Source organism: Streptomyces sp. NEAU-W12 (assembly GCF_026242095.1).
GTDB lineage: Bacteria > Actinomycetota > Actinomycetes > Streptomycetales > Streptomycetaceae > Streptomyces.
In genome coordinates this window covers 34,139-59,552 of sequence record NZ_JAPJDM010000034.1, presented here as the reverse complement: position 1 = coordinate 59,552, position 25,414 = coordinate 34,139, and the positions used below count along the sequence as shown (strand labels likewise).

Below are 25,414 nucleotides of genomic sequence, written 5' to 3'. Positions count from 1 at the left end.
GTGTCCGTCGACGCCGCCGGTGGGCATCCCTCTCTTCATCAGTGTGGTCACGATCGGTCTCCCGGCTGTCCGCACCCGGGCCCGTGGTGTGACATGGCCGGAACCATGTAGCACGATCGAGATCACGCACAAGAAGTAGGTCCTGAAGCGAGACGAACGAAAAGACGAGCAGGAAACAAGAAAAGGGAGAACCGTGGCACAAGCGAGGACCCAGAACCTACGCAGGATGGCCTCGACGGTGGCGTCCGGTGCCGACCCGCGGCAGGTGGCCGAAGAGGAGATCCGGCGGCGCACCGGGCGGCAGCAGGACCAGGGGCAGGACGGCTCCGGCAGGGATTCGTCCCCGCCGCAGGAAGAGGGCATGGACCCCGCCGACTTCCCGGCCGCCCGAGAACAGGGCGGCTCCATCGCCACGGTCATGCACCAGAAGACCGTCGCTCTCGACGAGGCCGGCGAAGCGCTCAACCAGAGCGAGCAGCAGCGCGAGGGCCGGGAGCAGGTCCATGCGATCTGCCCCATGGTGCTGCCGAAGGGCCGCTCCTTCCTGAGCATGCTGCCGGTGCTGTCGCTGCTCGTCCTGGGCGTGGTGGGAACCGCCGTCGTGTCCACCGTGGACGACAGCCCGCTGACCAACCCGCTCTTCGGGCTGCACTACTGGATCATCTCCGTGCTCGCGGTCCTGTTCGTGTGGTGGCGTCAGGGCATGGTGATGGTCCCGGACGGCTGCCAGGCGCTGATCACACGCTTCGGGAAGCTGGAGAAGGTCGTCGGCCCCGGCCGGGTGGTCCTGATCAGTCCGTGGAAGCGGGTCTCGTACATCCTCAACACCACCCGCGAGTACCCGTTCAACGCTCCGGTGCGCGAGGCCCCGACCAAGGGCGGCGTGAAGGCCTCGATCGACCTGTTCATCCAGTTCCGGATCAGTGACCCGACCGAGTTCGTCTACACGCTGGGTGCGGTACGCGGCTTCGAGGAGAAGCTCAGCAACGCCGTCAGCGAGACGATCCGCAGCCTCATCTACGAGCAGGAGGCGGCCGGGATCTACGACATGGTCGGCGAGGACACCGGCCGGCTCCTCGAGCAGCTGAACCAGCAGTTCCGGCCCGCGGTCGAACTGACCAACGCCAACATCACGCACGCCGAGCCGTCCGACCGCGCGTACCGCATGGACCTGGCCGCGCCGGAGATGGTGCGGATGGCGAAGGAGGCGTACACCCACGAGTACGCACTGATGCTCCGCAAGGAGCAGGACGAGGGCGACCTGAGCAAGGAACTGGCGACCAGCCACGAGACGCTCTCCGCCATCGAGGCCGACATCGCGCAGTACCAGGCACAGATGGACACCGCCGTGGAGCGTGAGACCAACCGCGCCCAGGCGCTGGCCCGTCAGCGCTACGTCCAGGCCGAGTCCGAGGCGAAGGCCAACGCGGCGCTGCTGGAGGCGCAGGCCCTCGACATCCGCGCGATGACCGCGGCCGAGGCTCCGGAGATCCTCGAGTACCGCTACCAGCAGCAGATCCTCGACACCCTCGAGCAGGTCGCCGACCGCCTGCCGCGCCTGGTGCGCATCGGAGGCTCGGTGGACGGCAGCGGTGCCGTCGGAGTCGACTTCCTGCAGCTGGCCCGGGAGCTGGTCGGCGAGCGCGGGGAGGAGTTGTTCACCGAGGCGGACATGGCCGCCGTACGGTCGCGGCTGACCGAGGTCGCCGACCGTATCGCCGGACGTCAGGCGGAGATCGGCACGCTGCTGGAGACCGAGCGGCCGACCGTCCCGTCGGCGCCGATCGGAGAGACGGCGGACACCGCGGGTACGGCGGACACCGCGGGCCGGACCGCCCAGCACCCTGCCGAGAAGCACGAGGACCCCGACGCCACCGACTTCTCCGAGGAGGCCGGTCAGTGAGTACCGCACGTATGAACCGCAGGTCGGTCATCTCCGAGGCGGTGGCGCCCTGGAGCGACATCGCCCAACTGCTGCGCGGCGGTGAGTCCGGCGCCCTCACCCCGGTCATCATCCCCCGCCACCGGCGCAGGCTGTGGTGGATGCTGCCGCTGTGGCTCGGCCTGTTCGCGCTCCTCACGGGCGTGATGCTGACCCTGCGCGAGGCGGATGCCGACGGCGCCGCGGACATCGCGTACGGCGCGCTCGCCACCCTCTCCTACGCCGCCGGGGTCGTCCTGCTCCTGGCCGGCGGGCTCTGGTGGTGGCGTTCCTCGATCGTCGAGATCGAGCAGGGCACCCACGGCGTCCTGACCCGCTACGGCGCGGTCACCGGCACTCTGGACGCCGGCCGCCACTACCTCTGGCACCCGTGGTCGAGGGTGGACTTCGTGGTCGACGTGGCCACCGAGATCCCGTATTCGGCCCCGGTGATGGCCTGCCCGACGCAGGAGAACGTCCCGCTGCGGTCGATCGAGTTCTTCCTGAAGTTCCGCATCACGGACGCGGTGCTGTTCGTCCGCACCATCGGCGCGGGCAACTTCGACCTGGTCCTGTCCAGCGCGGTGCAGGACGCCATCCGGCAGCGGGCGCGCAGAATGCGCACGGAGCGGGCGTACGACCTGCGCGGCTCGGACGTGGCCGACATGCAGGAGCTGCTCAACAGCCAGCTCTCGCGCTACGGCGTGCGCATCACCGGCTCCAACATCCCGGACGTCCAGCTGCCGACCCAGTACCAGCAGCACCTGGCCACCAGGGAGCGCATCGCCAAGGAGCGCACGGCGTACGAGCAGGAGTGGGGCCTGACCCGCAAGCGCCGTATCGACAGCCTGGGCATGGACATCGAGCGGGCGAAGAAGGTGCGCGACGCGCGCATCGTCGAGGTGAAGGCCGCGTTGAACAGGGCCCGTGAGCAGGTCGCCCAGCTGCTCGAGGAGCAGGAGACCAACGCCCAGCGGGTCCGTTTCGAGATCGAGACCCGCGGCCGCAGCGGCCTGATCTCCGCCGAGAACGAGGCCCGCGCGCAGCGCGCCCTCGCCCAGGCCTACCGCGACAACCGCGCGGTGCTGCAGTACGAACTGGCCCGTCGCCGCCTCGAGGTGGGAGCGGAACTGGTGCTGAAGGCACCGCAGCCGGTGGTCGTACGCACCGACGGGGGCAGCGGCGACCACTCCGCCCTCTCGACGCTGATCGCCGCACAACTGCTGCCGCGGATGGCGGGGCTGCCCGAGTCCGCGACGCCGCACTCCGACGGTGGAGGAGCGGACGGTGAGGCCTGAGGCCTGAAGCCTGAGGCGCGCGGCCTCGCGCGGTGCCGCGGCGAGGCGTGGGCACCCCCTCTCGAACGCGGTCAGAGGGTTTTTGTCGCCTCCCGGAAGGAGGGTGCGGATCCCGTCCCGGGCAGGGGCGGGATCCGCACCGCACCCAGCGCGTCAGCGCAGGAGGGGCCCCGCGGAGAGCGGAAGGAGGGCTTCGCCGGCGATGCCGAGGACGAGGGAGACGGCGCCGGCCGCGTAGGAGGTGACGGCGGCCCAGCGGCCCAGGACCGCATGGGTGCCGAGGGGCGCGGGCTCCGCGGTGGCGAAGAGGGGGGCGAGCCAGCGCAGGTAGTAGAAGAGGGAGGCGACGGTGTTGACGACGGCGAGGGCCGCGAGCCAGGTGTAGCCGCCGTCGATGACCGCGCTGAAGATCTCCAGCTTGCCGAGGAAGACGCCGCTGGGCGGGGTGCCGACCAGGCCGAGGAGGCAGACGACGAGGACGGCCGCGAGACCGGGGCGGTGGCGGGCGAGTCCGCGGTAGTCGGCCAGGGTGCGGGCGTGGGGGAGCTCGGCGACGACGGCGAAGGCGCCGAGGTGGGTGGCGGCGTAGGCGGCGAGGTAGAACAGCAGGCTCCTCTGGGCCAGGTCGGTGCGGGTGGCGACGGCGAGGGCCATGAGGAGGTAGCCGACCTGGCTGATGGTGGAGTAGGCGAGCAGGCGTTTGACGGAGGTCTGGAAGAACGCCGCGAGGTTCCCCAGGGTCATGGTGACGGCGGCGAGGACCGCGAGCAGCAGCGGCCAGTTGACGTCGCTGCCGGGGATCGCCTGGTGGAGCAGGCGGTAGCCGGCGATCAGGCCGCCGACCTTGGGGAGGGTGGTGACGTAGGCGGCGACCGGTGCGGGCGCGCCGTCGGTGACGTCGGGCACCCAGAAGTGGGCCGGGACCGCGCCGGTCTTGAACAGCAGTCCGGCGAGTACGCCGACGAGTCCGACGGCGACGAGGCCGTAGGGGGCGGTGGGCAGGGTGGTGTTCAGTTCGCGGTAGAGGGTTGCGTGGCCGGCCGCGTACAGGAGGGCGGTGCCGGCGAGCATGGTGGTGCCGAGCAGGGCGCCCATCAGGTAGTACTTCAGGGCGGCTTCGGTGCCGGAGGCGTCCTTGGCGAAGCCGGCGAGCGCGTATGCGGGGATGCCGGCGAGCAGGTAGGCGGCGAAGAGCATCAGCAGGTCGTTCGCGCCGGTCAGGGCCAGGGTGCCCGCCCCGGTCAGGCACAGCAGCACCCAGTACTCGGCCTCGCGTTTCTGGCCCCGTACGGTCTCCACGGACATGCCGATGATCAGCAGCAGGGCGGCGAGGACGATGAGACGGCCGACGCCGGTCGCGGTGTCGACGGCGAACGCGTCGGAGAACACGGTCTGTCCGCGGTCGGTGATCATGGTGACCGCGGTGGCCGCCAGCCCGGTCGCGCAGGCGGCGGCTGCCAGGAAGCCGATGATCCACTGGCGGCGGCGGGGCAGCCAGGAGCCGGCGAGCAGACCGGTGACGGCGGCGCCGACCAGGGAGAGTTCCGGGACGAGCGCGGTCAGGTTCTCGTTCACCGTGCCACCAGTCCGGTGAGGGTGCGGCCGGCCGGTTCGATGACGTCCAGGAGCCAGCGGGGTACGACGCCGATCACCAGCGCCAGGGCGAGCAGGGTGACGGTGGGCAGGGCCTCGTGGCGGTGCAGGTCCGCGATGCCGCCGGTGGGGATGGTCTGCGGCAGGCGCGGCACGCCGAGGAACAGGCGCCGCAGCGCGGTCAGGAACAGGGCCGCGGTGAGGAGGACCCCGGTCAGGGCGATGGCGGTGGCGACCGTCTGGGAGGCGAGGGAGCCGGTGAAGATCTGGAACTCGGCGATGAAGCCGGAGAAGCCGGGGATGCCGAGGCCGGCGAACGCGGCGACGCCGGTCACCGCCGCGAAACGCGGGGTGTGTGCGGCCAGGCCGGAGTAGGCGTCCATCGCGTACGTCCGTCCGCGGTCGTACAGCACGCCGCTGAGCAGGAACAGGGCGCCGGTGATCAGGCCGTGGCTGACCATCTGGGTGACCGCTCCGGTCACCGCCAGGGAGCGGGCCCGGGCATCGGTGCCCGCCAGGGTCCCGGCGGCGCCGACGGCGAGGACGACGTACCCCATGTGGTTGACCGACGTATAGGCGATCATGCGCTTGAAGTCGGTCTGCGCCAGCGCCACCAGGGCGCCGTAGACCACCGACACGGCACCGACGATCACGATGACCAGGGCGTAGTGGCGCCAGCTGCCGGGCAGCAGGGGCATCGCGATGCGGACGAAACCGTAGGTCCCCATTTTCAGCAGGATCCCGGCCAGGATCGCCGAGCCGGCGGCGGGGGCGTCGGTGTGCGCGGGCGGCAGCCAGGTGTGGAAGGGCACGGTCGGTGTCTTGACCGCCAGGCCGACGCCGATCGCCAGCAGGACGAGACCGGCGTACAGGCCGTGCCCGGCCAGCGGATTGGCACTGGTGAGGTCCACGATGTCGAAGGTGTGCGGGGCGGCGGCCAGGTAGAGGCCGATGAAGCCGAGCAGCAGGGCGAGGGAACCGCTGAAGGTGTAGAGGAAGAACTTCAGCGCCGTCGCGCGAGCGCGTCCGCCGTGGCCCCAGCCGGCGATGACGAAGAACATGCCGACGATGGACAGGTCGAAGAAGACGAAGAACAGGATGAGGTCGAGGGCGACGAACAGGCCGACGCTGACGGTCTGCAGAAAGAGGAACAGGCACACGTACGAGCGCACCCGCCGCCTCTCCTTCAGCGAGTACACGGCGACGGCCAGGAACAGCAGGCAGGTCAGCGCCACCAGGGGCAGGGACAGCCCGTCGACGCCCACGTGGTAGCCGACCCCGGCACTGGGGATCCAGCGCGCCCGCTGCTCGTACTGCATCCCTCCGCCGGTGTCGAAGCCCGCCCACAGCGCGACGACCAGGGCCAGGTCGGCGGCGGCGGTGGCGATCCAGACCCAGACGTACGCCCGGTCGGGGACGGCGCGCGGCAGGAGCGGCAGCACCGCGCACACCACCAGCGGCAGGAAGGTGACAACGCTCAGCACAGGGGTTACCTCACCAACAGGATGATCAGGACCAGTACGGCGAAGCCGACGGCGGCCTGCGCGTAGTACTGGTGCAGCAGTCCGGTCTGCGGGCGGCGCGCCCATCGGCCCAGGTGCCGGGCGCCCGAGGCGACCGAGCGGACGGCGGAGTCGATGCCGCCGTCGTCCACGCGGCGGGCGAGCCGGGCGGCCGCGAGCCCGCCGCGCGCCGTCTGCCGCACGGCGGAGTCGATGCCGCCGTCGTCCAGACGGCGGGCGAGCCGGGCCGCCGCGAGCCCTCCGCGCGCCGTCTGCCGCACGGCGCCGTCGACGACGCGGTCGTCGAAGAGGGCCAGAGCCCGTGCCAGCCCGAGCACGGGCCGGACCACGACGGCCTGCGCGGCCCGCTCCAGGTACAGCCATCCTTCGGCCCCTCGCACGGCGGCGCCGGGCACGGGCGCCGGTCGGGACGCCCACCACCACGCCAGACCGGCGGCGGTGAGCGCGACGCCGGCGGACAGGCCCAGCTCCCACGGCTCGGGGGACGGCTCGCCCGGGTCGCCGACCAGTTGCTTCAGCCACGACGCAGGCCCCGGCAGGGCCAGCACCCCCAGGGCGGCCGAGGCGAGGGTGAGGGCGAGGAGCGGAACGGGTGGCGTACGGGCGGTGCGGGTCCCCGGCCGCTCGGTGTCGTATCCGGACTCCGGGTGCGCGGGCAGGGGCCGGGTGACGTACCAGACGGCTTTGACGCTGTAGACGGCGGCGACGGCCGCCGCCGCCAGCCCCACGGCGTACAGACCGGTCGCCTCGGCGCGGGCGGCGGCGAGGACTTCGTCCTTGGCCGCCCACAGCGACAGGGGCGGCAGCCCGGCCAGGGTGAGCGCGCAGACGGTGAAGGCCGTGCCGACCAGGCGGTGGGAACGCGCCGCGCCGCTCAGGGCGGGCAGTTGCCTGGTGCCCAGCGCGGTCAGCCAGGCGCCCGCGGCGAGGAAGAGCCCCGACTTGGTGGCGGCGTGGGCGACGAGCTGGGTGGTGCCGGCGGCGACTCCGCCACTGCCGGCGGCCAGCACCATGAAGCCGATCTGCGCGGAGGTGGAGGCCGCGAGCAGTTGTTTGAGGTCCCTCTGGGCCACGGCGACCACGCCCAGGGCCAGGGCGGTGACCGCTCCGGTCCAGGCGACCAGCGGACCGGCCCAGCCGGTGGCGGCCAGCAGCGGGTGCAGACGCAGGAGCAGGTAGGCGCCGGCGGCGACCATGGTGGCCGAGTGGAGCAGCGCGGAGACGGGACCAGGACCCTGCATGGCCCGCGACAACCAGAAGGAGAACGGCAGTTGCGCGGATTTTCCCAGGGCGGCCGCGACGACGCCCGCGGTGGTCAGGTGCAGCCACGGCGAACCGGCGTGCGGCAGGGCGTCCAGGCGCAGTGAGCCGATGCCCGCGGCCATGGCGGCGCCGGCGGCCAGGTACAGGCCGAGGTCGGCGGCGCGGGTGGTGAGGAACGCGACGTCGGCGGCTTGCGCCCGTTCGGGCTGGTGCCACCAGTAGCCGATCAGCGCCCAGCTGGTGGCGCCCATCACCTCCCAGGCCATCAGCAGCAGCGGCAGCGTGGTCGCCGTGACGGTGACGAGCATGGCGCCGGCGAAGACCAGCATCAGTCCGAAGAAGCGGCCCTGGTTCTCGGTGGCGGTGAACTCGCCCACGGCGAAGGCGAGGACGGCCGTGGTGACGGCGGCGACGGTGACCACCATCACCGCGGACAGACCGTCCACCGCCAGCCCCGCCCGCATCCCGGCGAACAGCGGCGCGTCGTCCTTCGGCCGGGTCGCCGCGGCGGCGACGGCCACGCCCAGCGTCGCCACGGCCACCACCACACCGAGGGCGGGAACACCGCGTCGGCGGCGGGGCCCTGCCAGAGCGAGCACCGCGCCCCCACCCAGGGGAAGGGCGATCAGCAGCCATACCAAGCCGTTCATCCCTTCAGTTCCCCTGCCATGTCGGTCATGTCGACCTGGCGGGCGCGGTAGATGGCGGTGGTGACGGCGAAGCCCACGGCCATCTCCACCGCCATCGCCACCACGGCCGCCACGATCACCACCTGACCACTCGCGGCGGCCGGGGAGAGGAAGTGCCAGAAGCAGGCGGCGGCCACGATGATCCCGCCGATCATCAGCTCGATCCCCATCATGATCATGACGATGGACTGCTGGGAGAGCGCGCCGAACAGACCGGTGCAGAACAACCCGGCGGCGAGGACCAGCAGGAGTTCGAACGTCATCGGCCCACGCCCCCGCCGGCCGGGTCGTTCGCGGGCCTTTGCCCGAGGTCGTCGCCGAAGCGGTCGTAACGGCCCCGCCGGGTGGCGAGCACGGTGGAACCGACCATGGTGGCCAGCAGGACGAACCCGAGGGTGACCATGGTGAGCATCTGCTCTTCCATCAGGGACATGCCGACCTGGAAGGTCGTGTCCGCCGGTCGGGTGCCCGCGCGGTCGGGCCACTGCACCAGGAAGACCCCCGCGACCAGGGCGGCGAACACGACGCCGCTGACGGCCGACGCGCCGCGCTTGTTGTGCAGCATCGACATCGGCATCAGGCCGGCCGGGTTCATCATGTAAGCGATCATGAAAACGGCCATGATCACCATCTCCATGACCATCATCAGCACGATCACCACTCCCAGGTACGGCAGTCCCAGCACCGTCACCACGCCCCCCACGCAGACCAGCGACGCCAGCAGCGCGAAGGTGACCCGGGCCATCGAGTCCAGCGTGAACACCAGAACGCCGAAGACGAGGGCAAGCGGACCCAGCACCCACAGCAGCACCGTGCCCATCATGCCCATGACGTGGTCCTTTCCTAGAGGGTGAGATTGACCAGGGCCGGCACCAGGGCCTGGAGGACGGCCAGCGGAAGAAGCACCACCCAGGCCAACTCCACGTACCGGTCGGCGCGGACCACCGGCAGCCGCTGCAGCACCCACACCAGCACCGCCAGCACCGCCAGCGTCTTGACCAGGGACCAGGACCAGGCCGGCAGGCCAGGTCCGGCCCCGCCGCCCAGGAACAGCGGCACCGCCATCGCCGCCCCGGCCGCCAGCCACAGCCACCGCCCGGCCTGCAGCAACAGCCGGTCCACCCCGGACGTCTCCCCCAGCACGCCGCCGGCCACGTCCCGCCCGGCCGGGTAGGCGAACGGCCCCAGGAAACTGAAGGCCAGTACGCCGGCCAGGTAGACGGCGAAGGCGAACGGCATCCACACCGCGTACCACAGGCCGTGCTGGGCGCCGGCGATGTCGCCCACCCGCAGCGACCGGGCGCCGGTGGCGGCCGAGATCAGCGCGAACATCAGCGGCAGCTCGTACGCCAGGCCCTGGGCGAGGAAGCGGTAACCGCCGACCAGGGAGAACGCCGAGTCGGGACCCCAGCCGGCCAGCCACAGCCCGGCCCAGGTCAGCACCTCCATGGCGTTGAACCACACCACCCCGACCGACAGGTCGGCGACGGCGTGGTCCCCGAACGGGATCACCAGCGTGGACAGCACCGCGGCCACCGGCACGGTGACCACCCCCAGCCGCCACAGCAGCCGGTCCGGTGCGGGCAGCCGCCGCGGCTGGGCCAGCAGCGCCCGCGGCACACCCAGAAGCGGCCGCACCGCAGTTCCCGGGGTGACCGGCCGGCCCGCGCTGCGGGCCTCCAGCGCCGCGTTGCCGGCCACGGCCAGCACCGCGAAGCCGAGCAGCATCGCCGGGGCGGCCAGCAGCGTCCACCACGGTCCCGCCTCAGCCACGGACCACCTCCGACGAGCGGCCGGCCAGCTCGTCAGGGTCCGGGTCGAGGCTGGCGACGACGAGACGGGCCGCGCCCAGCTCGGCCCCCACCAGCAGGCGGGGAAGCAGCTCGGCCAGGGCGGCCGACGGCGGGCGGCCGGCGTCCCACCGGCCGCGCGGGCTCTCCCGTACCGCAGGATCGAGGGGTGCTGTCCCGCCCAACTGCCGCACGTCGTCCACGACGTCGGTGAGCCACTGCCGGTAGCGGGCCGGTACGTCCCCGCCGGCCCGTGCGGCCGGGCCGGTGACACCGGCGGCCCGGGCGTCGGCCGCGCTCAGCAGGCCGACACCGCGCGTCAGCCAGTACAGGGTCCGTGACCGTCCGACCCGCCGGGCGAAGCGCTCCACTCGGGGCAGGACCACCGAGGCGGGTGCCCCCTCCAGCAGGTCGTCACGCAGCCGCCCGGCCGTCACCGCCTCGGCGGGCCAGCCGACGACGGACAGCAGCCGGCCCAGACTGTCCAGGTGCGCCGCCGCCCGCCGCCGGGCGGCCTGCCCCGTACTCACCGGCTCGCCTGCCGCGGCCCGGCTCCAGGGCCGGGACCAGAAAGGATCGGCCGGCCTCCCGGCGGGCGGCTCGTCGAGGTCGGCCTGCTGGACGACGTCGCCCTGCAGCACCACACGGAGGGTCAGCCCCGCGGGCCAGTCGGCCAGGAACGGCCCCAGCGGCACGTGCAGACGGTCCAACGTCAGGCCGTCACGGTCCTCGCCCCGCTCGGCCATCGGCAACCCGCCCGGCATCTCCATGCCCCCGTTTCCACGGCCGCCGTGTCCGCCGCCGTGGCCCGCGTGTCCGTTGTGGCCGCCGTGCTCCGCCCCGCCGTCGTGGCCCTGCTCCGACGCGTCAGGTGGGTCCTGGTGACCGGCACGGTCGTCGTCGTGGCCTTCGTGGTGCGCGTCACCGTCCTCGTGCTCCTCGCCCTGGCCACCGCCGTGCGGGGCGTCTTCGCGGTGCCCGTTCCCGCGGGCGGTCCGGCGGGCGTCGGCGCGCTGACGGTCCGGTGCACCCAGCCGGGCGCTGCCGGCATCGAGCATCGACGGCACTTCGTCAGCCGTCGCCGCTCGCACGCGTGCACGGGGCTGCGGCATGTCCTGCCACAGCCGCTCCAGTGCCGACCGCAGCCGCGGGCAGTCAGGGCCCGCGACGACCATCAGGTCGGCCCCGGCGGGAGTGGAAGCCGGCGGCCAGTCCCGTGACCGCAGCTCGTTCTCGGCTGCCAGCCGCACCGGCGTCCCGCCCGGAGTGGTCACCAGCAGCACGCGCGGCCGGGCCGCGGCCACGCGCAGCAGGACGGCTGTCAGGTCCATCGCAGTGCTCCCTCCCGCCACGCGTAGACGACTCCGGTGAGCAGGACGCCGAGGAAGACGAACATCTCGATCACCGCGCTGGGCCCCATCACGGAGATGACGAGCGTCCACGGGTACATGAAGACCATCTCCATGTCGAAGGCGAGGAAGAGCATCGTCACCGTGTACCAGCGCACATGGAACCGGCTCACCGCATGCTCGCCGGGCTCCAGACCCGACCCGAACGGCTGTGCGGCCAGCGGAGTCCGCGCCACCCGCAGCGCCCACGCGGCCCCGTACAGCCCGGCGACGGCCAGCGCAGCGACGCCCAGGAGGGACAGTGCGGCCGCGAAGCCACTCACCTTCTTGTCCCACCGCCCGCCACCGCACCCGGCGCACGAGGGGGCACACGTCCTGTCGAACTCCCGGTCGGCGGGACTTCTGCTCGTGCCATCCCGTGTCGCTCCCTTCCGTCCGCGTCGTCCCGCCGCTCACCCCGGGGGACAGGACCAATCCGAGGGGGTTGTGCGGCAGCCAAAGCGGTTACCCGCACGGCCGCCCTGTCCGGTGTCCGTCCGAGCATCACGGCCGCGGTGGCTGAGGCCCGGCCGCCACGCTGGACGGCCGGTGAACCGGCACCGCAAGGACCAACCCGCTCGAGCAGCCTGCCGACCGGACGGGCGCGCCGCGGGCGTCACCGCCGTGCGAGCGGCGTCGGCACCGGGCTGCGGGTCCACTTCGCGGACCCGCACAGCCCCTGGCCACGAGGCCCCGGCGAGAACACCGGCGGACTGCTGCGCCAGTGCTCCCCGAGGGCGCTGACCCGCCGCGGCCGCGGCCGTACGGCAGCGTGTGAAGGACTTCGCAGCCGTGCCGGTCGCTGTGCCGTGGGACGGCCCACGCCCGGCCGGGACGCCGGTGGAGGCCGAGCACCGGCGTCCCGGGACGTACAACCTCCTGGTGACGGGCGGGAGCCTGGGGCGGTCAGCCGGAACCACTTCGACTCCTGCGTCCGGAGACCGGCGAGTCGGTCGTGTCCCCGGCCCGGTGGCCCGGCCACTCGAACCCGGGCTGCGCGCTCCGGAAGCGCGCGTGCTTCCCGTCCCGCGCCGGCGCGCGGCAGCACCGCCGTCGACGCGCTCTTCGCGCAACCCGGAGACCGGCAAGAGTCCGGTCCCGGCCCACATCCCCGGAGAAGCCCCACAGATGCCCCCGCCCCCTTCCGAACCAGCGTTTCACCCGGTCGGGAAGGGGCGGGGCGTTTGTCGATCAAGTCGCGGAAGGGACCGGCGAACGCGGTGGCCTGCGCCCACGGGTGGTTGACGGTCGCCGACCTGCGGCAGTGGCCTCTCGGCTGTTTCACGCTCGTGTCCGTCGAGGCAGCCCGAAGTTCCCGTAGTCCCAGGAGGCCCCACTGCCGACAGCCGTTCTCTCGGCGCTGCGGCGTCTGCGCTGCCGCCTTCCGCCACCACCGGCACGACCGACAACTGAGGGAAGAAGGGCCGCCTGGATCCGGCGACGTAGTGCCAGTGCCACCGGCGGTGCGCGCCCACGAGAGCGATGACGCGGGCCCGGTGGGGCGAAGCGGGCGAGGGCGGGATCACCCGCACCTCCCGGGTGCGCTGCTTCGTCCCGCCGCGGAGCCCGCCGCCCTGCCGAGCCCCCCGTACAGGGCGTATTCCTCCAGCATCCGGCGGGCCGCGTGCCCGGCCCTCAGCGATTCACCGGCCATGTACGACTCCCCGGCGCGCAGGGCCTCGGACCGGGCCGCCGAGGACAGGACCGTGCCCGTTCGTCCGACACCACCGAACTGGAAGTCGAGCTGGGTCGCGTAGCACTGTGCTGCGGCGGTCTTGTCCGCCAGGACGGCGCCGATGTCGACTGTCACCTCACTCGTCCCGTTGGGCATGCCGTGCCGGGCCCCGGTCTCCGGCTGCGGCGCCCGGACGGCATAGGGCATGTCGCGCCACCAGCCGATCCGCGGGGACGGTGCGGCGGCGGCGACCGCCCGGGCGGTGAGGACGTGGTCGACGTGGCCGCCGATGCCCTGGGGAGCGAGAACGAGGTCCGCCGACGCGACGTGGTGGTGGAGCAGTCGCCGCAGCTCTGCTTCCGCGGTGTCGTCGGGGCGGGGAGGCCGGAAAAGCTTCGACGGACTGTCGTAGCCGCGGTGCGGGGCCTCGGGCAGAGGGAGATGGACCGGTCGGAGGGTGCCCAGCCGCTGCTGGGCGGCCCTGTCCTCCGCGCGGCGCAGGGCCATGTAGTCCACGTCGGGAGGAAGTCCTTTGTCGAGCTGGGTGGACAGCGCGAAGGGGCAGGGACCGTCGACCGACGCGGTGAAGCAGGTGACCACCCGGACGTGCCAGCCCGTCCGGGACAGCAGCGCCAGTACGCCTCCCGCGGAGAAGACCGCGTCATCCAGGTGCGGGCTGACGGCGACGGCGGTCCGGACGCCTGCGACGCCTGGAACGGGCGGCATCACAGCAGGTGGGGTTCGCGGCGGAACCGGCAGGACAGGTCCACGACGGATGCCGTGCCGTCGCCGGCCCGGGTCTCCCCGGTCGTCGTTCCGGCCGGCCGCGCGGCGCGCACCTCCTCGTACACGCCGCAGATGCGCGCGGCGGCCACCGGCCACGACCACCGGGTCCGCACCTGCCGCAGCGCCGTGCGCGCGAGGCGGTCGCGCAGCGGCGCGTCGTCCACCATCCGGCCGACTGCCTCGGCCAGGGCGTGGGGGTCGCGTGGCGGCACCAGCAGCCCGTTGAAACCGTCCCGTACGCAGTCCACCACGCCGACCACGTCGGTGGACACCACGGGCAGTCCGCTGGCCATCGCTTCCAGAATGGTGTTGGAAAAACCCTCGGCCCAGGTGGGGCTGACGAAGACATCCCCCGTGCGGTAGACGGCGGGGGCGTCGTGGTAGCCGGTGGGGCCGAGAATCTCCACGGTGCCGGCCAGGCCGAGCTGTCGTGCCCGGTGGGCCAGCCGGTCCAGGTCGGGGCCGGTACCGGAGAAGCGCAGCCGTAGCCGCCTTCCCCCGGCGTGAAGAAGCCGGACCGCTTCCAGCAGGTCCAGGACGCCTTTGCGGACATCGATCCGACCGTGGTAGATCAGCACCGGCGGATCGCCGAGAGCCCCTGGCCGCCGTTCGGGTGCGGGGCTGAAGAGATCGGTGTCGGTGGCTCCGGGGACCACGGTGAAGCGCTCGGCCGCCATGTGATGGCGGGCGGCGACCGCGTCCCTGAAGGACGACGAGCCGATCAGGAGGGCCGGGGCGTCCCGCAGCACCCGGCGGATCGCCGTGCGGTGGGTGGTGCAGCAGGTGCCGACCCAGTGGCCGTCGCCGCCCTGGATGGAGACCACGGCGGGGACTCCGAGCCGCTCGGAGGCCTCCAGTACGGCCAGCCCCGTCGGGTAGCCGTACTGGGCGTGCAGGACGTCCAGCGGCTCGCGGGCGTGCAGGCCGGCGACCGTGTCGCGCAGTGCGGCGACGTCGGCTTCGAAGTCCGCCGGCATCCCGTCGCCCACGGCCTGTTCACCCCGGGATTCCAGCGCCACCAGGCGCACACCGTCGGGAACCCGCTCGGGCGGGGGAGGACCGCCGCCGTAGACGGCGCTGCCCTGGCGGTCACCACGGTACTGCGACACCAGGGTGACCTCGTGACCTGCCGCGGTCAGGGCCCGCAGCAGGTTCTCCGCGTAGGCGCTCATGCCCGACACGGCCGGCCAGTAGCGCCGTGAGACGAAGCAGATCCTCATCGCGCTCCCTGCGGTGCGCCGACGTCGCGCGGGACGGGGGAGTGCGAGGGACCGCCGGCTCCCGCGCCCTCGGCGCGGCGCAGCGCCTCGAGCGCGGAACCCGCCAGGGTGTCGGCACGGTGTGCGTCGCGGGACAGTTCCAGGCTCACCAGCCCGTCGTACCGCACGGCGCGCAGCGCGCCGAGGACGGCGGGCAGGTCCATGTCGCCCTCGCCCGGGGCGCGGTGCTCGTGCCGGCCGTACGGCATGTCCTCCACGGCGACCGCGCCGAGGTCCCCGGCGTGCCGCACCACCGCCTGATCCGGTGTCAGATCTCCGGTGACCAGGCAATGACCGGTGTCCAGGGCCAGACGCAGGCCGGGGACGAGAGCCGCCAGCAGGCAGTAGCCGGCGCAGTCCTCGACGAGCATGCCCGGCTCGGGTTCGAAGGCCGCCACGACGCCCCGTTCGGCCGCGTACGCGGTGACGGCGCGCGCCCCCTCCACCAGGTGGCTCCACGCCGTCCTGCCGGGGGCGGTGTCCGTGCCCGCCGCCGGGACGCCCGCCCAGAACGAGACCGCCTCACCGCCCAGGTCGGCGGCGATGTCCACACACAGGCGCAGGAACGCCAGGCGGCGGGCCCGGCCCGCAGGGTCGGCGGTGATCAGCGTCGGCTCGTGCTTGTGCCGCGGGTCCAGCAGGAAGCGCGCTCCGGTCTCCACCGTGCTGTCCAGGTCCAGGCGGTCCAGGCGGCGGGCCAGCGACGCCGTGCGGGCGGCCAGATCCGGTGCGAACGGGTCGTGGTGGGCCACGTCCACGGTGAGCGCGACGCCGTCGTACCCGCTGTCGGCCAGCAGGGCCAGCGCGTCGTGCAGACGGTGCGAGGTCATGCCGTTGGTGTTGTAGGCGTAGCGCAGCCTGTCGGCGGAGGGTGTGGTCATCGGGGCGCTCCTGCGGTGGTGCGGGCCAGTGCGTGCCGGTCGGGTTCGCGGTAGAGGGGGTACAGCGCCCCCACCGCCGCCCGCGCGGCCTCGGTGTCGAACCAGGCCGGACCGCCGAGGCGTTCGCGCGCCCCGGGCGTCAGGTGCACCGGCCGTGCTCCGGGGTGGGGAAGGGGCCCCACTCCGGCCAGCGGGTGCCCGCGTTCCATGAGCCTGCGGATTCCGCGTTCGCCGATCCTCGCGTAGGTCATGGTCTCCACCTCCATGCCGGGGACGAGCACCTTGACCGCGTGAGCCCCGCGGCCGTCCGCCTCGATCACCAGGACGTCGAAGTCCGCCAGGCGCAGCAGCAGGTCCTCGAGAAGAACGCCGGGGTCGTCGAGTGAGCCGGACGGCACGGTCGGCAGGGAGGAGAAGGACACGGTGGACCGCCGGGACAGCACGGCGGGCTCCAGCAGCTCCCGCAGCCGCCGGGCGTCCAGGGAGACCCAGGCCCGCATGGCCGACAGCGCTCTGGGCTCCTGTTCCGTCAGGGGCGAGGACAGCTCGCGTTCGAGGTACCCGGGCGGGGCGATGCGGGCGACCGTCTCCAGGGAACCGTGGGAGAACACTTTTCGCGCGCGGGAGGAGACGTACTCCGTCAGAGCCTTGCGCAACGCCGTCTCGCGGTCCGGGTGGGCGGCCTCGCCGCACGCGGTGAGCGCCAGCGCTGCCGCGCCCTCGCGCGTTCCCGAGGTCTCGTCCGTGCCGACGACGTGGACGTCGGCCAGGCCGAACTGGGTGGAGGCCAGCTTGGGCAGCACCTCGATGCCGACCTCCCGGAGCCGGTCGAGGAGGCGGCGGGTGACCGGGTCGTTCACCTCGTCCAGGTCGACGACCACGCCCTGGTCCATCGCGCGGTGCGCGGTGGCGTTGCCGTCACGCTGGAGAATCTCCAGCAGCGCGTGGGACAGGGCCCGTTCCCGGGTGTCTCCGGCTCCCAGCCCGTTGGTGACCGGTGTGGTCAGCCAGCCCCCGGGTGGCGGGCCGCCCGGCAGGTCGAAGCCGCAGGAGGCGGCGAACTCGGCGGGCACCACGACCTCCTCACCGGTGCGGTGGCGGCGCGCGGGCACCCAGTCCAGGGGGCGCTCGGGGCCGTAGTCCGCGCCGGCCGGCAGCACGAGGCCGACCGGGTCGGCGACCCGGTCCCGGCCTCGTTCGCGCACCAGTTCCGCGTAGGAGGCGCGACGGCGTTCGGTGCGGGCCATGTGCCGTGCGAGCAGGACTCCCTCGGCGAGTTCGCCGTAGGCGCCGATACGGGCCCGGGTGAGGTCCGCTCCGTATCCACAGCCGCTCTTGCGGACGCCGGCCGCGTCCAGGTGGTCGGCCGAGACGACCGGCAGACCGGTGCGGTCGGCCGCGCCGATGTCGAAGTCCTGCTGTCGGCCGGGGGCCAGCGCGTCCCGGTAGGCCCGTACCACCGGGTGTTCGGCGGCGGCGCTCACCGGTCGCCTCCCAGCCGGAGGGCGGCCGTGCCGGGCCGGCCGGCCAGCTGGTGGTCGAACAGGCGCAGGACGTCCGTGGTGGTCACCGGGGCGGCGAACTCGAAGGGAGTGGCCACCGCCTCGAAGTCCAGTGCGCCGATCACCGACCGGTAGTGGCGCACCTCGTCGTGGGAGAGAGGTATCCGGGCGTGGTAGGCCTTGTGGCAGGACAGGGCCCGCGGCGCGGTGCCGTCCAGGTCGACCTTGAGGGCGTCGCCGCAGAAGAGGATCTTCCGGCGTTCGTCGTGCAGCACGCAGTGGCCGGGGAAGTGGCCTCCGGTGCGGTGCACGGTCAGGCCGGGCGCCAGCTCGAGGCGCTCGTCCACCGGCCAGGTGACCCGGAACGCCTTCGTCCACGGCAGGTCCTGTACGCCGACGGCCACCACCTCAGGGGCGAAACGGCGCTGGAGCTGCCACAGGGCGCCGTAGCCGTGAACGTGACTGGCGCCCAGCCGGGTGACGCCGCCGAGGCGTTCGATCTCGGCCAGCGCGTCGGGCGGGTAGTAGGGGGCGCCTTCCCAGGCGACGTTGCCGCCGTCGGCCTCGATCAGCCAGCCCGTCGAACCCAGGCCGAAGGCCGGCGAAGCACGGAATCCGGTCACGCCCGGCGCGGGCCGGTACCAGTCTGCGACCAGGAGGGCGTCGACCCTCTTCTCGTCGCAGAGGTCCCAGCCCTCCTCGGGCAGTGCGTTGCGCACGTCGCAGCAGACCGGGCAGGCGGGTGGGGTGGTGAACCACTGCTGCCAGTGTCCGCAGTGGGTGCAGGCGTACATCGACAGGGTCATCGTCGGCCTTCCTCGGCGGTGAACGGGACCGGCGGCAGGGACGTGTCCGGCGCGCAGCGCGCGCGGGCGCGGGACAGCGCCTCGAGCAGCAGCCGGTGCAGGGCCAGGTCGCGGTGCAGCGGCCACGGCCAGGTCCGCCGCACCGGGCAGCCGGCGCGCACCGCGAGTGCGGCCGCGGAGAACCTTCCGATCTGGAGGGCGAAGGGGGACGCGTCGGTGTCGAACGGCACGGGCACGCGGCGCGCGGTGTCCGCGCCGGTGAGCCACAACCGCCCCCCGGGGTCCTGGCCGAGTGTGTCGACGGCGGTCAGCTGCCCGAGGGTGCCGACGATCTCGAGCCGGCGGCGGGGCAGCGTGTCCGGGGTGTTGTAGGCGACGTGCAGGCCGACCAGGACCGCGTCACCGGTGCGGCCGGCCAGTACGGCGCCGTCGTCGACCGGATAGGGGTGGACGCGGTGCTGCACCAGCGCCGTCAACTCCGCCACGTCGTCCCCTCCGAGCAGGACACCCACCAGGTCCAGTCCGTGCGGTGCGAGGTCCAGGGCGGCCCCGCCGCCCGCCCGCGCCGGATCGACGCGCCAGTTGTCGTACGGGCGGCCGTCCGGCGACCAGGCGGGCGGCAGCCAGCAGCTGTAGGTGATCCGCACCGCCGTGACCGTTCCCAGGGCCCCGGAGGCCACCACCTCCCGCGCGGCCTGGTGTGCCGGGTGGAAACGCTGGTCGTAGGCGGTCGCCGCCAGAATCCCCGCCCGGTCACAGGCGGCGACCAGCCGCTCGGCGTCGGCGATGCCGGCGGCCAGCGGCTTCTCGCACAGCACCGCGGCCCCCGCCGCCGCGGCCGCCGCCGCCGCGGGGCGGTGGGCGTGGTTGGGCGTCGCGACGTACACCGCTTCGGGCCGGTGCACGGCCAGCAGGGAGGTGAGGTCGGCGGCGGTCCGGGCACCGGGCGCCCGGGCCGCCAGCCGGGCGGCGGCCGCCGGATCGGTGTCGGTCACGGCGACGAGACGGGGCGACGGGCCGCCGGCCCCGTGGTCGGCGGCCGCCAGCAGTCCGGGCAGGAAGTGGTCCCGGGCCACCCAGCCGCAGCCGGCGACCGCCCAGCGGCACCCGGCGGCGGGAGCGGCCTGCCCGTTCGCCGCGTTCACCATCGCTCCGGAAGGTCCACAAGCACCCGGCGGCGGGCCAGATCGGCCACCTGCGGCGTCAGCCGTCCGGCCCGGGCGTCGGCGAGCAGGGCGGGGGAGAGGTCGACGCGGTCGGGCAGGTAGGTGCGGGCGGCGGGTCCGTACTCGTCCCGCCAGCGTTCCCCGGGCCAGCGCAGCAGACCGTCGTGGTACAGCGGGTTGGGACGCAGGGACCGCCCGGGGACGGGCCGGTCGGGGGAGAGGGGGCCGCGCACGGGCGGCGGAGGCGGGATGCTCACCAGGGCCATGGCCTCGCAGCCGGCCAGCTCCCCGGCTCCCTGCGACCGGGGGAGTGTCCCGTCCAGTGCGGCGCGGGTCAGGTCGGCGTCGTCGTAGCAGACCGCCCCCGGCAGCAGCGCGCGCCATCCGGCCGGATCCAGCGGGAGGCCGGCGGTCGGCCCGTCCACGAGGGAGTTGTGGCAGTGGCCCAGGACGACACCGCCACCGCCGGCGTACGCCAGCGCACGCCGTACCACCTCCTCTTTGCGCGGCAGGAAGTACAGGGCGTCGTGGCAGGCCACGTAGGCGGGGCGGTCCGGAGGGCGCAGCGGCCACGGCGCGGTGACGTCGGCGCACACCAGCCGTGCCCCGGGGACGACGAAGCGGCGGGCCAGCCACAGTTTGGCGAAGACCACGTCGATTCCGGTCACGTCACGGTGCCCGCGCAGCCGCAGTTCCCGCAGCAGGTGCCCGGCGCCGCACGCCAGTTCCAGCACCGGCAGACCGCCGGGGGAGTGCCGTGCGGTCAGGGCGAGCACAGCCAGCCAGGTCGGATCGCTCCACCGGTGCAGGAAGTACGCCCCGACCCTGCCCATGCCCAGCAGCGTCACCGCTTCGCGCAGGGTGGCCGACCTCAGCGCGGTACGCACATCGCCCAGGGACGGGGCCGGGCCGTCCCACCAGTCGTCGGTGTCGGCGAGCAGGACGAGCGCGGCACCGTCCGGATCGCCCTCCTCGATGCGGCGCACCGCCCGCCGACGCAGTTCCTCGCGGCCGGTGCGCAGCCAGGGGATGCCCGCCACGACGGGCCAGCGCCGTTCGCCGTCGGACAGCAGCCCGGGACCGCAGGCCCGCAGCGGGGCCCCGTTGCCGGGGCTGACCAGGCCGGCCGTGCCCGGCCCCGCCGCGCCGCCCGTCCGCTCTTCGGCCGCCGCGGGGCCGGCTGTCGCGTTGCCGGTCGCCGCGTGGCCCGCCGGGCCCCTCACGCCGTCTCCGCCGCGTCCAGCACCGCCCGGTGGAAGCCGGACACCGCGCAGGGGTGCACCAGGTCCAAGTCCTCCAGGGCCTGCTCGGCGGTGAAGGCGGCGGCTCGCGCGTGGTGGCGGACCTGCAGCACACGGTCGAGCACGTCGGCGGCGTGGAAAGCCCGTGCGGCCGGGGCGTCGGCCCCCTCGCGCAGAGCGAGCAGCGGCTCCACACGCGCGGTGAGAGCCCCGGGCAGGTCGGCGAGTCGCTGTCGCGTCAGCCGCGCGAGCACCGTGGGCAGGTGCCGGCCCAGCAGTTCCTCCCCGGTGAAGCCCGCGTCGGGCAGCACGGCGTTGTGCAGGTGGTGGGCCAGGCCGAGCAGGAAGACGTCGCCGGGAGCGGCGTCGAAGGGCTCGGCCAGCAGCACTCCGTAGACGGCCACCGCCCAGCAGTGGTCGCCGTGGCTCTCGGGCGGCTCGACCATCAGCCGCGGTCGTCCCGGACACGTGGCGCCCGCCCGGGGCTGGGCGCACAGCGCAGCCGCGAACCCGGGAGCCGCATCCGTGCCGCACGGGTCCCGCACCAGGTCGGGCAGTGCCCCGACCAGCAGACCGGCCGTCACCGGGTCCAGCCGGTCCGCGTGCTGGGCGACGGACCGCTCCAGCACGGCCACCGCGTCCCCGGCCGTCAGCCCGCACCGTCGCAGCACCGGGCCGTCGATCCCCGCCAGACGCGCGCCGGCCACGGCGGCCGCGCATGCGCGCACAGCGATCCGGTCGGGATCCCCGTCCCGCATCAGCTCCGCCCACGAACGGCAGAAGGAACGTTCCGCCATGGAAGCGCCGCTGCCGGCCGTACGGACTCTCTTGAGATCGCCGATCTCACGCAGCAGCGGAACGACCGCCCGCAGGGCTTCGCGCGGCACCCGCCCGTCCCGCCGCGCGGAACGGGGAGCGGCCTGCGTCACGACCGTCCGCTCGTCGTGGTCCGCCCCCTGCCGTCCAGCCAGTCCAGCAGGGCCTGCTCCTGGCGGTGCAGGGCGTGTTCCGGGACGCTCCCGTCGGCGGTCATCGGGGCCTTGAAGAAGAATCCGAACTGCTCCTGCACTCCGCGCTCCCCGCGCCGCCGCGCCTCGGCCAGCAGCCGGATCAACTCCAGCACCAGCGGAGCGGCCAGGACGGAATCCCGGCACAGAAAATCGATCTTCATCTGCATGCGGCGGCCGAGGAAGCCGACGAGGTCGATGTTGTCCCACGCCTCCTTCTCGTCGCCGCGCGGCCGGTAGAACTCGATGCGCACCTGATGGTCCTCCACCGGGTAGCCGAGCACCGCGTCCAGCACCGACTCCTTGGTGGCCGTCTTGCTGGCCATCGAGTCGGGGTCCTCCAACGCCCGGCCGTCGCGATTGCCCAGCAGGTTGGTGGAGTACCAGCCCTCCACCCGCAGCGCCCGCGAGCGCAGAGCGGGGGCGAGCACCGTCTTCACCATCGTCTGCCCGGTCTTGCCGTCCTTGCCGGCGATCGGCACGCCCTGCCGCTCGGCCAGGCGTATCAGTGCCGGCACGTCGGCCGCGCAGCTGGGGGTGAAATTGAGGTACGCCATGCCTTCCCGCAGTGCGGCATAGGCGTAGAGCATGGCGGGGGTGATCGCCCCGTCGCCCGTGTCCAGCGCGGCTTCGAACGCCTCGGGCGAGGCGAGAGCGGGTGATGCGGTGTCGGGCAGGCGCTCGGTCGAGGCGAGGTTGACCACGACCACCTCGTCGAGGCCCTGCTCGTCCCGGAACCGCCGCAGGTCCTCCCGGATGCGTTCCGTGCGCTCGCGCGGGCTGTCGAACGGCACGACATGGGCACCGGTCACCGCGCGGCAGTAGGCCGGGTCCGCCACCGCCGGCCACGGCCGCAGCTGCTGCAGCCGGGCAGCGGCGGCCTCGATCTGGGCCGGTTCCAGAACACGGTGCAGGTGAGCGGCCTTGGCCAGGTCGTCGGCCGACATGTCCCAGCCGCCGAACACCAGATCCTCGTAGGGCACGAGATCCGTGCGCGACGCCAGCGGCAGCCCGTCCCGTCCGCAGGTGCCGAGCTTGAGCAGTTCCACCCCGGCCACGGCGGTGGTCGCGACTGCCCCTCCCAGCCCCACGACGGCGGCTCCCAGCCGTCCGGTCGTCGTTTCCGGGTTCTTGTGCCGGGCGGATCGGGCCTCGGCCGGTCCCTCATGCATGGCTCTCTCCGTTCGCTTCGCCCACGGGGACACGGCCGGGCTCCGTGCAGAGGTCACGGGCACGGCCGACGCTCCTGCGCGGTCCGCGGGAACCTTGTCTCGCATCGCAGTCGGGTGCACCGAAGCGATGCCACCGAGTGTTCGCGCGGCCACTGGTCGGTGCACCCGCGGAAAGACATCACGGTTCCGGTGTTTTTCTCCCGGCCATGTTGTGGTGACGCGCTGAACTGCGCTTGTTGCGCCCACGGCACCGTGCAGCCCGGTCGGCCAGCCGTTCCAGGGAGGCGGCCGAACGGGTGAAACGTCAGGCGCCGAACGGATGAGATCGATCCCGGTGCTGTGCGTACGCGCGAAGCGTGCGTCGCGGACGCGGCGATCGTGACCCGGCAAACGGGTGTCCCGAGCGTCTCGGCGTCGCCCCGGCGCCCTGCCCCGGCCGGACGACGACGCCGGCGTATCGCACCGGACACCTCGGCAGTTCCCTGCACGGTGGAACTCTGCGGTCTCCGCGCGGCCGGCGCCCCTGGCGCGACGTCGTGCGGGACACACCGCGTCACCGTGTGCCCCGCGTGGTCTTGGGTGAACGGGCCCGCGGCACGAGCCGCTTTTTTGAAGTGCCGCCCCCGCACCGCGCTCTCGTTCACGGCGTCCTCGGTCCAGCACCGTGCGATCCGCCGCGGAACCGGATCACCCCGTGCTTCCGGTCCGCATCGTGCCCGGTGACGTGGTCGGACGGCGACCGCCGCACCGGATGTGCTGTGTGTATCGTCACGGCACAGCGCGAACACGAGTCGGCAGACGTGCGAAGGAGCAGTCGGTGTCGCCTGGCGCCATGCACACGAAGTGGGGCGCGCTTCGCCTGCTCACCGCCGAGGTGCGCGGCGCCGTGCGCGGCAGGCAGTTGGCGCTGACCGCGGCCGGAACCACGTTCTTCGCCATGGTCGCCGTGATTGCCCTGATGCTGGTTCTGCTACGGCTGTCGGTGTTCGTGGTGGGAAGGGAGGGCCTTCGTCAGGCCGCGGAGGACATCGGGGACGCGCTGCCGTACGGGCACGGAGTGCAGTCGGGGCTGCGCACCGTGGCCGGCGCGGCAGCCCGGCTGTCCTACCCGGCTCTCGCCGTCGCACTGGTGCCCGCCAGTGTGTACGGAGAGGGACTGCGCAGAGGCTTCCTGCACCTGTCGCCGGTGGCGGCGCGGGACGACACGTTCACCGCCTGGCGGGGCAGGCTGGGGCTGGTGCCGGCCCTGGCGGCGGGCCCGCTGCTCATGAGCATCGTTCTGCACGCCGGCCCGCCGCTGGCCCGACTGGCCGACGCCGGCGGTCACCGCCTCGGCTGGTCCGCTGTCCTGGCCTTCCACTTGCTGTGGCTTCTGCTCTCCACGGAGGTGTTTCTGCTTTTCCGGTTCGTCGGCGTGGGTACCGCGGGGTTGCGGGCAACGGTTCTGGCCGCGTTCGTGACGGGGGCTTTCCTGTGCGGCTTCCTCGGCGGATTCGTGTTGTTCCTGGCCGTCCCGGTCGACTGGAGCGTGCCGTTCGGCGGGCTCGTCGTGCCCGGAGCCGTCGTGGCGCTGGGCCTGTGGATGTACCTGCTGCACACGGTCCTGCTCGTCGGCTATCAGCTGATGCTCTGCCTGGACAGTCACCCGGGCCCCCTCTTCGCGGTGTCCCGTCTCCCGGGGGACGGCCCGTCCGACGAACCCGCGACCGAGCCGCGGGACCACACCACCGCGACCACGGGGGCGCCCCCTCGCGGCCGCGGCAAGGTGTTCGCGGGACTCGGGGCGCGCGGCCACGACGACGTCCTGGTCCGATGGGCCAAGCTCCACGGAGGGTACGACCCTTCCGGCAGCGTGCTTGCCTCGATGTGGGTGGCGCTGGCGCAGCGCTGCGCCGGCACGCGCCTGATGCGCGCCGTGCCGCCGGACCTTCTTTCCGCGGGAGGGCCGTTGGCGGCTGCCGCCGCCGTGGGGGCGGCAGCCCAGGGCGGCCGCTGGCCGCTGGCCGCCTGCGCGCTGGTGATCGTGGCGGGTCTGCTCGACGGGCTGGACGGAGCCGTCGCCGTGACGGCCGACCGGGCCCGCCCTTTGGGCGCCGTGGTGGACGCCATGTCCGACCGGGTCGCGGACCTTCTGCTGGTCGCCGTCCTGTACGCCCTGGGTGCGCCGGCCTCCTGGTGTCTCGTGGCTGCCTGTCTTGCCCAGTTGCACGAGTATCTGCGGGCCCGGGCCAACGCGGCGGGGATGCGCGGGGTGGGCGTGCTGAGTATCGCGGAGCGGCCGCTGCGCGTGGTGCTGTGCGCGGTCGCGTGCCTGGGAAGCGGCCTGTGGCCCGACGGTACGCCGGGCACGGGGTGGAACTGGGCCGAGGTGTGCGTCATGGGCTGGACGGCGGCCGCGGGGGTCGGCTTCGTACAGTTGGCGGCCGGGGTGGCGCGGGCGCTGAGATAGCGGCC

The 25,414-nt window shown here is 73.4% G+C and carries 20 protein-coding genes; 3 read left to right on the top strand and 17 right to left on the bottom strand.

The features are described from left to right. Positions 1-226: 226 nt before the first annotated feature. Both ORI94_RS31880 and ORI94_RS31875 read left to right on the top strand, forming a co-directional pair. Complete coding sequence (locus ORI94_RS31880) at positions 227-1,903, top strand: SPFH domain-containing protein (protein WP_416237936.1); 1,677 nt, start codon at positions 227-229, stop codon at positions 1,901-1,903. After that, a complete protein-coding gene (locus ORI94_RS31875; protein WP_266082062.1) occupies positions 1,900-3,219 on the top strand; it encodes an SPFH domain-containing protein in 1,320 nt (439 codons plus the stop codon). The genes ORI94_RS31880 and ORI94_RS31875 overlap by 4 nt, the downstream gene beginning before the upstream one ends. 153 nt (positions 3,220-3,372) lie before the next feature. Here ORI94_RS31875 and ORI94_RS31870 read toward each other — a convergent pair whose 3' ends face one another. The 17 genes from ORI94_RS31870 to ORI94_RS31790 all read right to left on the bottom strand — a co-directional run bounded on the left by ORI94_RS31870 (position 3,373) and on the right by ORI94_RS31790 (position 22,960). Further along, positions 3,373-4,794 carry an NADH-quinone oxidoreductase subunit N gene (locus ORI94_RS31870; RefSeq protein ID WP_266082060.1) on the bottom strand — a complete coding sequence of 474 codons (1,422 nt, stop codon included), beginning with the start codon at positions 4,792-4,794 and terminating at the stop codon, positions 3,373-3,375. Then, positions 4,791-6,296, bottom strand: a complete 1,506-nt coding sequence (locus ORI94_RS31865) for a complex I subunit 4 family protein (RefSeq protein WP_266082058.1) — start codon at positions 6,294-6,296, stop codon at positions 4,791-4,793. Before ORI94_RS31865 ends, ORI94_RS31870 begins: the two co-directional genes overlap by 4 nt. Before the next feature lie 5 nt (positions 6,297-6,301). After that, positions 6,302-8,248, bottom strand: coding sequence for an NADH-quinone oxidoreductase subunit L (locus tag ORI94_RS31860; protein WP_266082056.1), 1,947 nt, complete (start codon positions 8,246-8,248; stop codon positions 6,302-6,304). After that, on the bottom strand, positions 8,245-8,550 hold the full coding sequence (locus ORI94_RS31855) for an NADH-quinone oxidoreductase subunit NuoK (protein WP_266082054.1): 306 nt from the start codon (positions 8,548-8,550) through the stop codon (positions 8,245-8,247). Before ORI94_RS31855 ends, ORI94_RS31860 begins: the two co-directional genes overlap by 4 nt. After that, the gene (locus ORI94_RS31850) at positions 8,547-9,110 is read right to left on the bottom strand and encodes an NADH-quinone oxidoreductase subunit J (RefSeq protein WP_266082090.1); all 564 of its coding nucleotides are present in this window, start codon (positions 9,108-9,110) and stop codon (positions 8,547-8,549) included. The genes ORI94_RS31855 and ORI94_RS31850 overlap by 4 nt, the downstream gene beginning before the upstream one ends. Before the next feature lie 20 nt (positions 9,111-9,130). After that, the gene (locus tag ORI94_RS31845; RefSeq protein ID WP_266082050.1) at positions 9,131-10,060 is read right to left on the bottom strand and encodes an NADH-quinone oxidoreductase subunit H; all 930 of its coding nucleotides are present in this window, start codon (positions 10,058-10,060) and stop codon (positions 9,131-9,133) included. Next, positions 10,053-11,408: a hypothetical protein gene (locus ORI94_RS31840; protein WP_266082048.1), complete on the bottom strand. Its 1,356-nt coding sequence runs from the start codon at positions 11,406-11,408 to the stop codon at positions 10,053-10,055. Before ORI94_RS31840 ends, ORI94_RS31845 begins: the two co-directional genes overlap by 8 nt. Beyond that, positions 11,399-11,749, bottom strand: coding sequence for an NADH-quinone oxidoreductase subunit A (locus ORI94_RS31835; RefSeq protein ID WP_266082046.1), 351 nt, complete (start codon positions 11,747-11,749; stop codon positions 11,399-11,401). The genes ORI94_RS31840 and ORI94_RS31835 overlap by 10 nt, the downstream gene beginning before the upstream one ends. A 1,238-nt stretch (positions 11,750-12,987) precedes the next feature. Further along, on the bottom strand, positions 12,988-13,866 hold the full coding sequence (locus ORI94_RS31830; protein ID WP_266082044.1) for a PIG-L deacetylase family protein: 879 nt from the start codon (positions 13,864-13,866) through the stop codon (positions 12,988-12,990). Further along, positions 13,866-15,146 (bottom strand): glycosyltransferase family 4 protein, encoded by a 1,281-nt coding sequence (locus ORI94_RS31825; RefSeq protein WP_266082042.1) that lies wholly within the window; start codon positions 15,144-15,146, stop codon positions 13,866-13,868. Before ORI94_RS31825 ends, ORI94_RS31830 begins: the two co-directional genes overlap by 1 nt. Continuing rightward, positions 15,143-16,066, bottom strand: coding sequence for a sugar phosphate isomerase/epimerase family protein (locus ORI94_RS31820; RefSeq protein ID WP_266082040.1), 924 nt, complete (start codon positions 16,064-16,066; stop codon positions 15,143-15,145). Before ORI94_RS31820 ends, ORI94_RS31825 begins: the two co-directional genes overlap by 4 nt. Beyond that, positions 16,063-17,550, bottom strand: coding sequence for a YcaO-like family protein (locus tag ORI94_RS31815; RefSeq protein WP_266082038.1), 1,488 nt, complete (start codon positions 17,548-17,550; stop codon positions 16,063-16,065). The genes ORI94_RS31820 and ORI94_RS31815 overlap by 4 nt, the downstream gene beginning before the upstream one ends. Then, complete coding sequence (locus tag ORI94_RS31810; protein WP_266082036.1) at positions 17,547-18,374, bottom strand: MBL fold metallo-hydrolase; 828 nt, start codon at positions 18,372-18,374, stop codon at positions 17,547-17,549. Before ORI94_RS31810 ends, ORI94_RS31815 begins: the two co-directional genes overlap by 4 nt. After that, positions 18,371-19,522, bottom strand: a complete 1,152-nt coding sequence (locus tag ORI94_RS31805) for a Gfo/Idh/MocA family protein (protein ID WP_266082034.1) — start codon at positions 19,520-19,522, stop codon at positions 18,371-18,373. The genes ORI94_RS31810 and ORI94_RS31805 overlap by 4 nt, the downstream gene beginning before the upstream one ends. Continuing rightward, the gene (locus ORI94_RS31800) at positions 19,516-20,763 is read right to left on the bottom strand and encodes a class I SAM-dependent methyltransferase (protein ID WP_266082032.1); all 1,248 of its coding nucleotides are present in this window, start codon (positions 20,761-20,763) and stop codon (positions 19,516-19,518) included. The genes ORI94_RS31805 and ORI94_RS31800 overlap by 7 nt, the downstream gene beginning before the upstream one ends. Continuing rightward, positions 20,760-21,668: a hypothetical protein gene (locus tag ORI94_RS31795; RefSeq protein WP_266082030.1), complete on the bottom strand. Its 909-nt coding sequence runs from the start codon at positions 21,666-21,668 to the stop codon at positions 20,760-20,762. The genes ORI94_RS31800 and ORI94_RS31795 overlap by 4 nt, the downstream gene beginning before the upstream one ends. 38 nt (positions 21,669-21,706) lie before the next feature. Continuing rightward, positions 21,707-22,960 carry an inositol-3-phosphate synthase gene (locus ORI94_RS31790; RefSeq protein ID WP_266082028.1) on the bottom strand — a complete coding sequence of 418 codons (1,254 nt, stop codon included), beginning with the start codon at positions 22,958-22,960 and terminating at the stop codon, positions 21,707-21,709. A gap of 832 nt (positions 22,961-23,792) precedes the next feature. Here ORI94_RS31790 and ORI94_RS35415 point away from each other — a divergent pair. Continuing rightward, positions 23,793-25,409: a YhjD/YihY/BrkB family envelope integrity protein gene (locus ORI94_RS35415; protein ID WP_323056106.1), complete on the top strand. Its 1,617-nt coding sequence runs from the start codon at positions 23,793-23,795 to the stop codon at positions 25,407-25,409. The last annotated feature ends 5 nt before the right edge of the window (positions 25,410-25,414 follow it).

Coding starts and splice junctions, on each gene's coding strand:
- ORI94_RS31880 (WP_416237936.1), top strand. CDS start 227: ATGGCCTCGACGGTGGCGTCCGGTGCCGACCCGCGGCAGGTGGCCGAA.
- ORI94_RS31860 (WP_266082056.1), bottom strand. CDS start 8,248: ATGAACGGCTTGGTATGGCTGCTGATCGCCCTTCCCCTGGGTGGGGGC.
- ORI94_RS31855 (WP_266082054.1), bottom strand. CDS start 8,550: ATGACGTTCGAACTCCTGCTGGTCCTCGCCGCCGGGTTGTTCTGCACC.
- ORI94_RS31850 (WP_266082090.1), bottom strand. CDS start 9,110: ATGATGGGCACGGTGCTGCTGTGGGTGCTGGGTCCGCTTGCCCTCGTC.
- ORI94_RS31840 (WP_266082048.1), bottom strand. CDS start 11,408: ATGGACCTGACAGCCGTCCTGCTGCGCGTGGCCGCGGCCCGGCCGCGC.
- ORI94_RS31830 (WP_266082044.1), bottom strand. CDS start 13,866: ATGCCGCCCGTTCCAGGCGTCGCAGGCGTCCGGACCGCCGTCGCCGTC.
- ORI94_RS31825 (WP_266082042.1), bottom strand. CDS start 15,146: ATGAGGATCTGCTTCGTCTCACGGCGCTACTGGCCGGCCGTGTCGGGC.
- ORI94_RS31820 (WP_266082040.1), bottom strand. CDS start 16,066: ATGACCACACCCTCCGCCGACAGGCTGCGCTACGCCTACAACACCAAC.
- ORI94_RS31810 (WP_266082036.1), bottom strand. CDS start 18,374: ATGACCCTGTCGATGTACGCCTGCACCCACTGCGGACACTGGCAGCAG.
- ORI94_RS31805 (WP_266082034.1), bottom strand. CDS start 19,522: ATGGTGAACGCGGCGAACGGGCAGGCCGCTCCCGCCGCCGGGTGCCGC.
- ORI94_RS31790 (WP_266082028.1), bottom strand. CDS start 22,960: ATGCATGAGGGACCGGCCGAGGCCCGATCCGCCCGGCACAAGAACCCG.
- ORI94_RS35415 (WP_323056106.1), top strand. CDS start 23,793: ATGCACACGAAGTGGGGCGCGCTTCGCCTGCTCACCGCCGAGGTGCGC.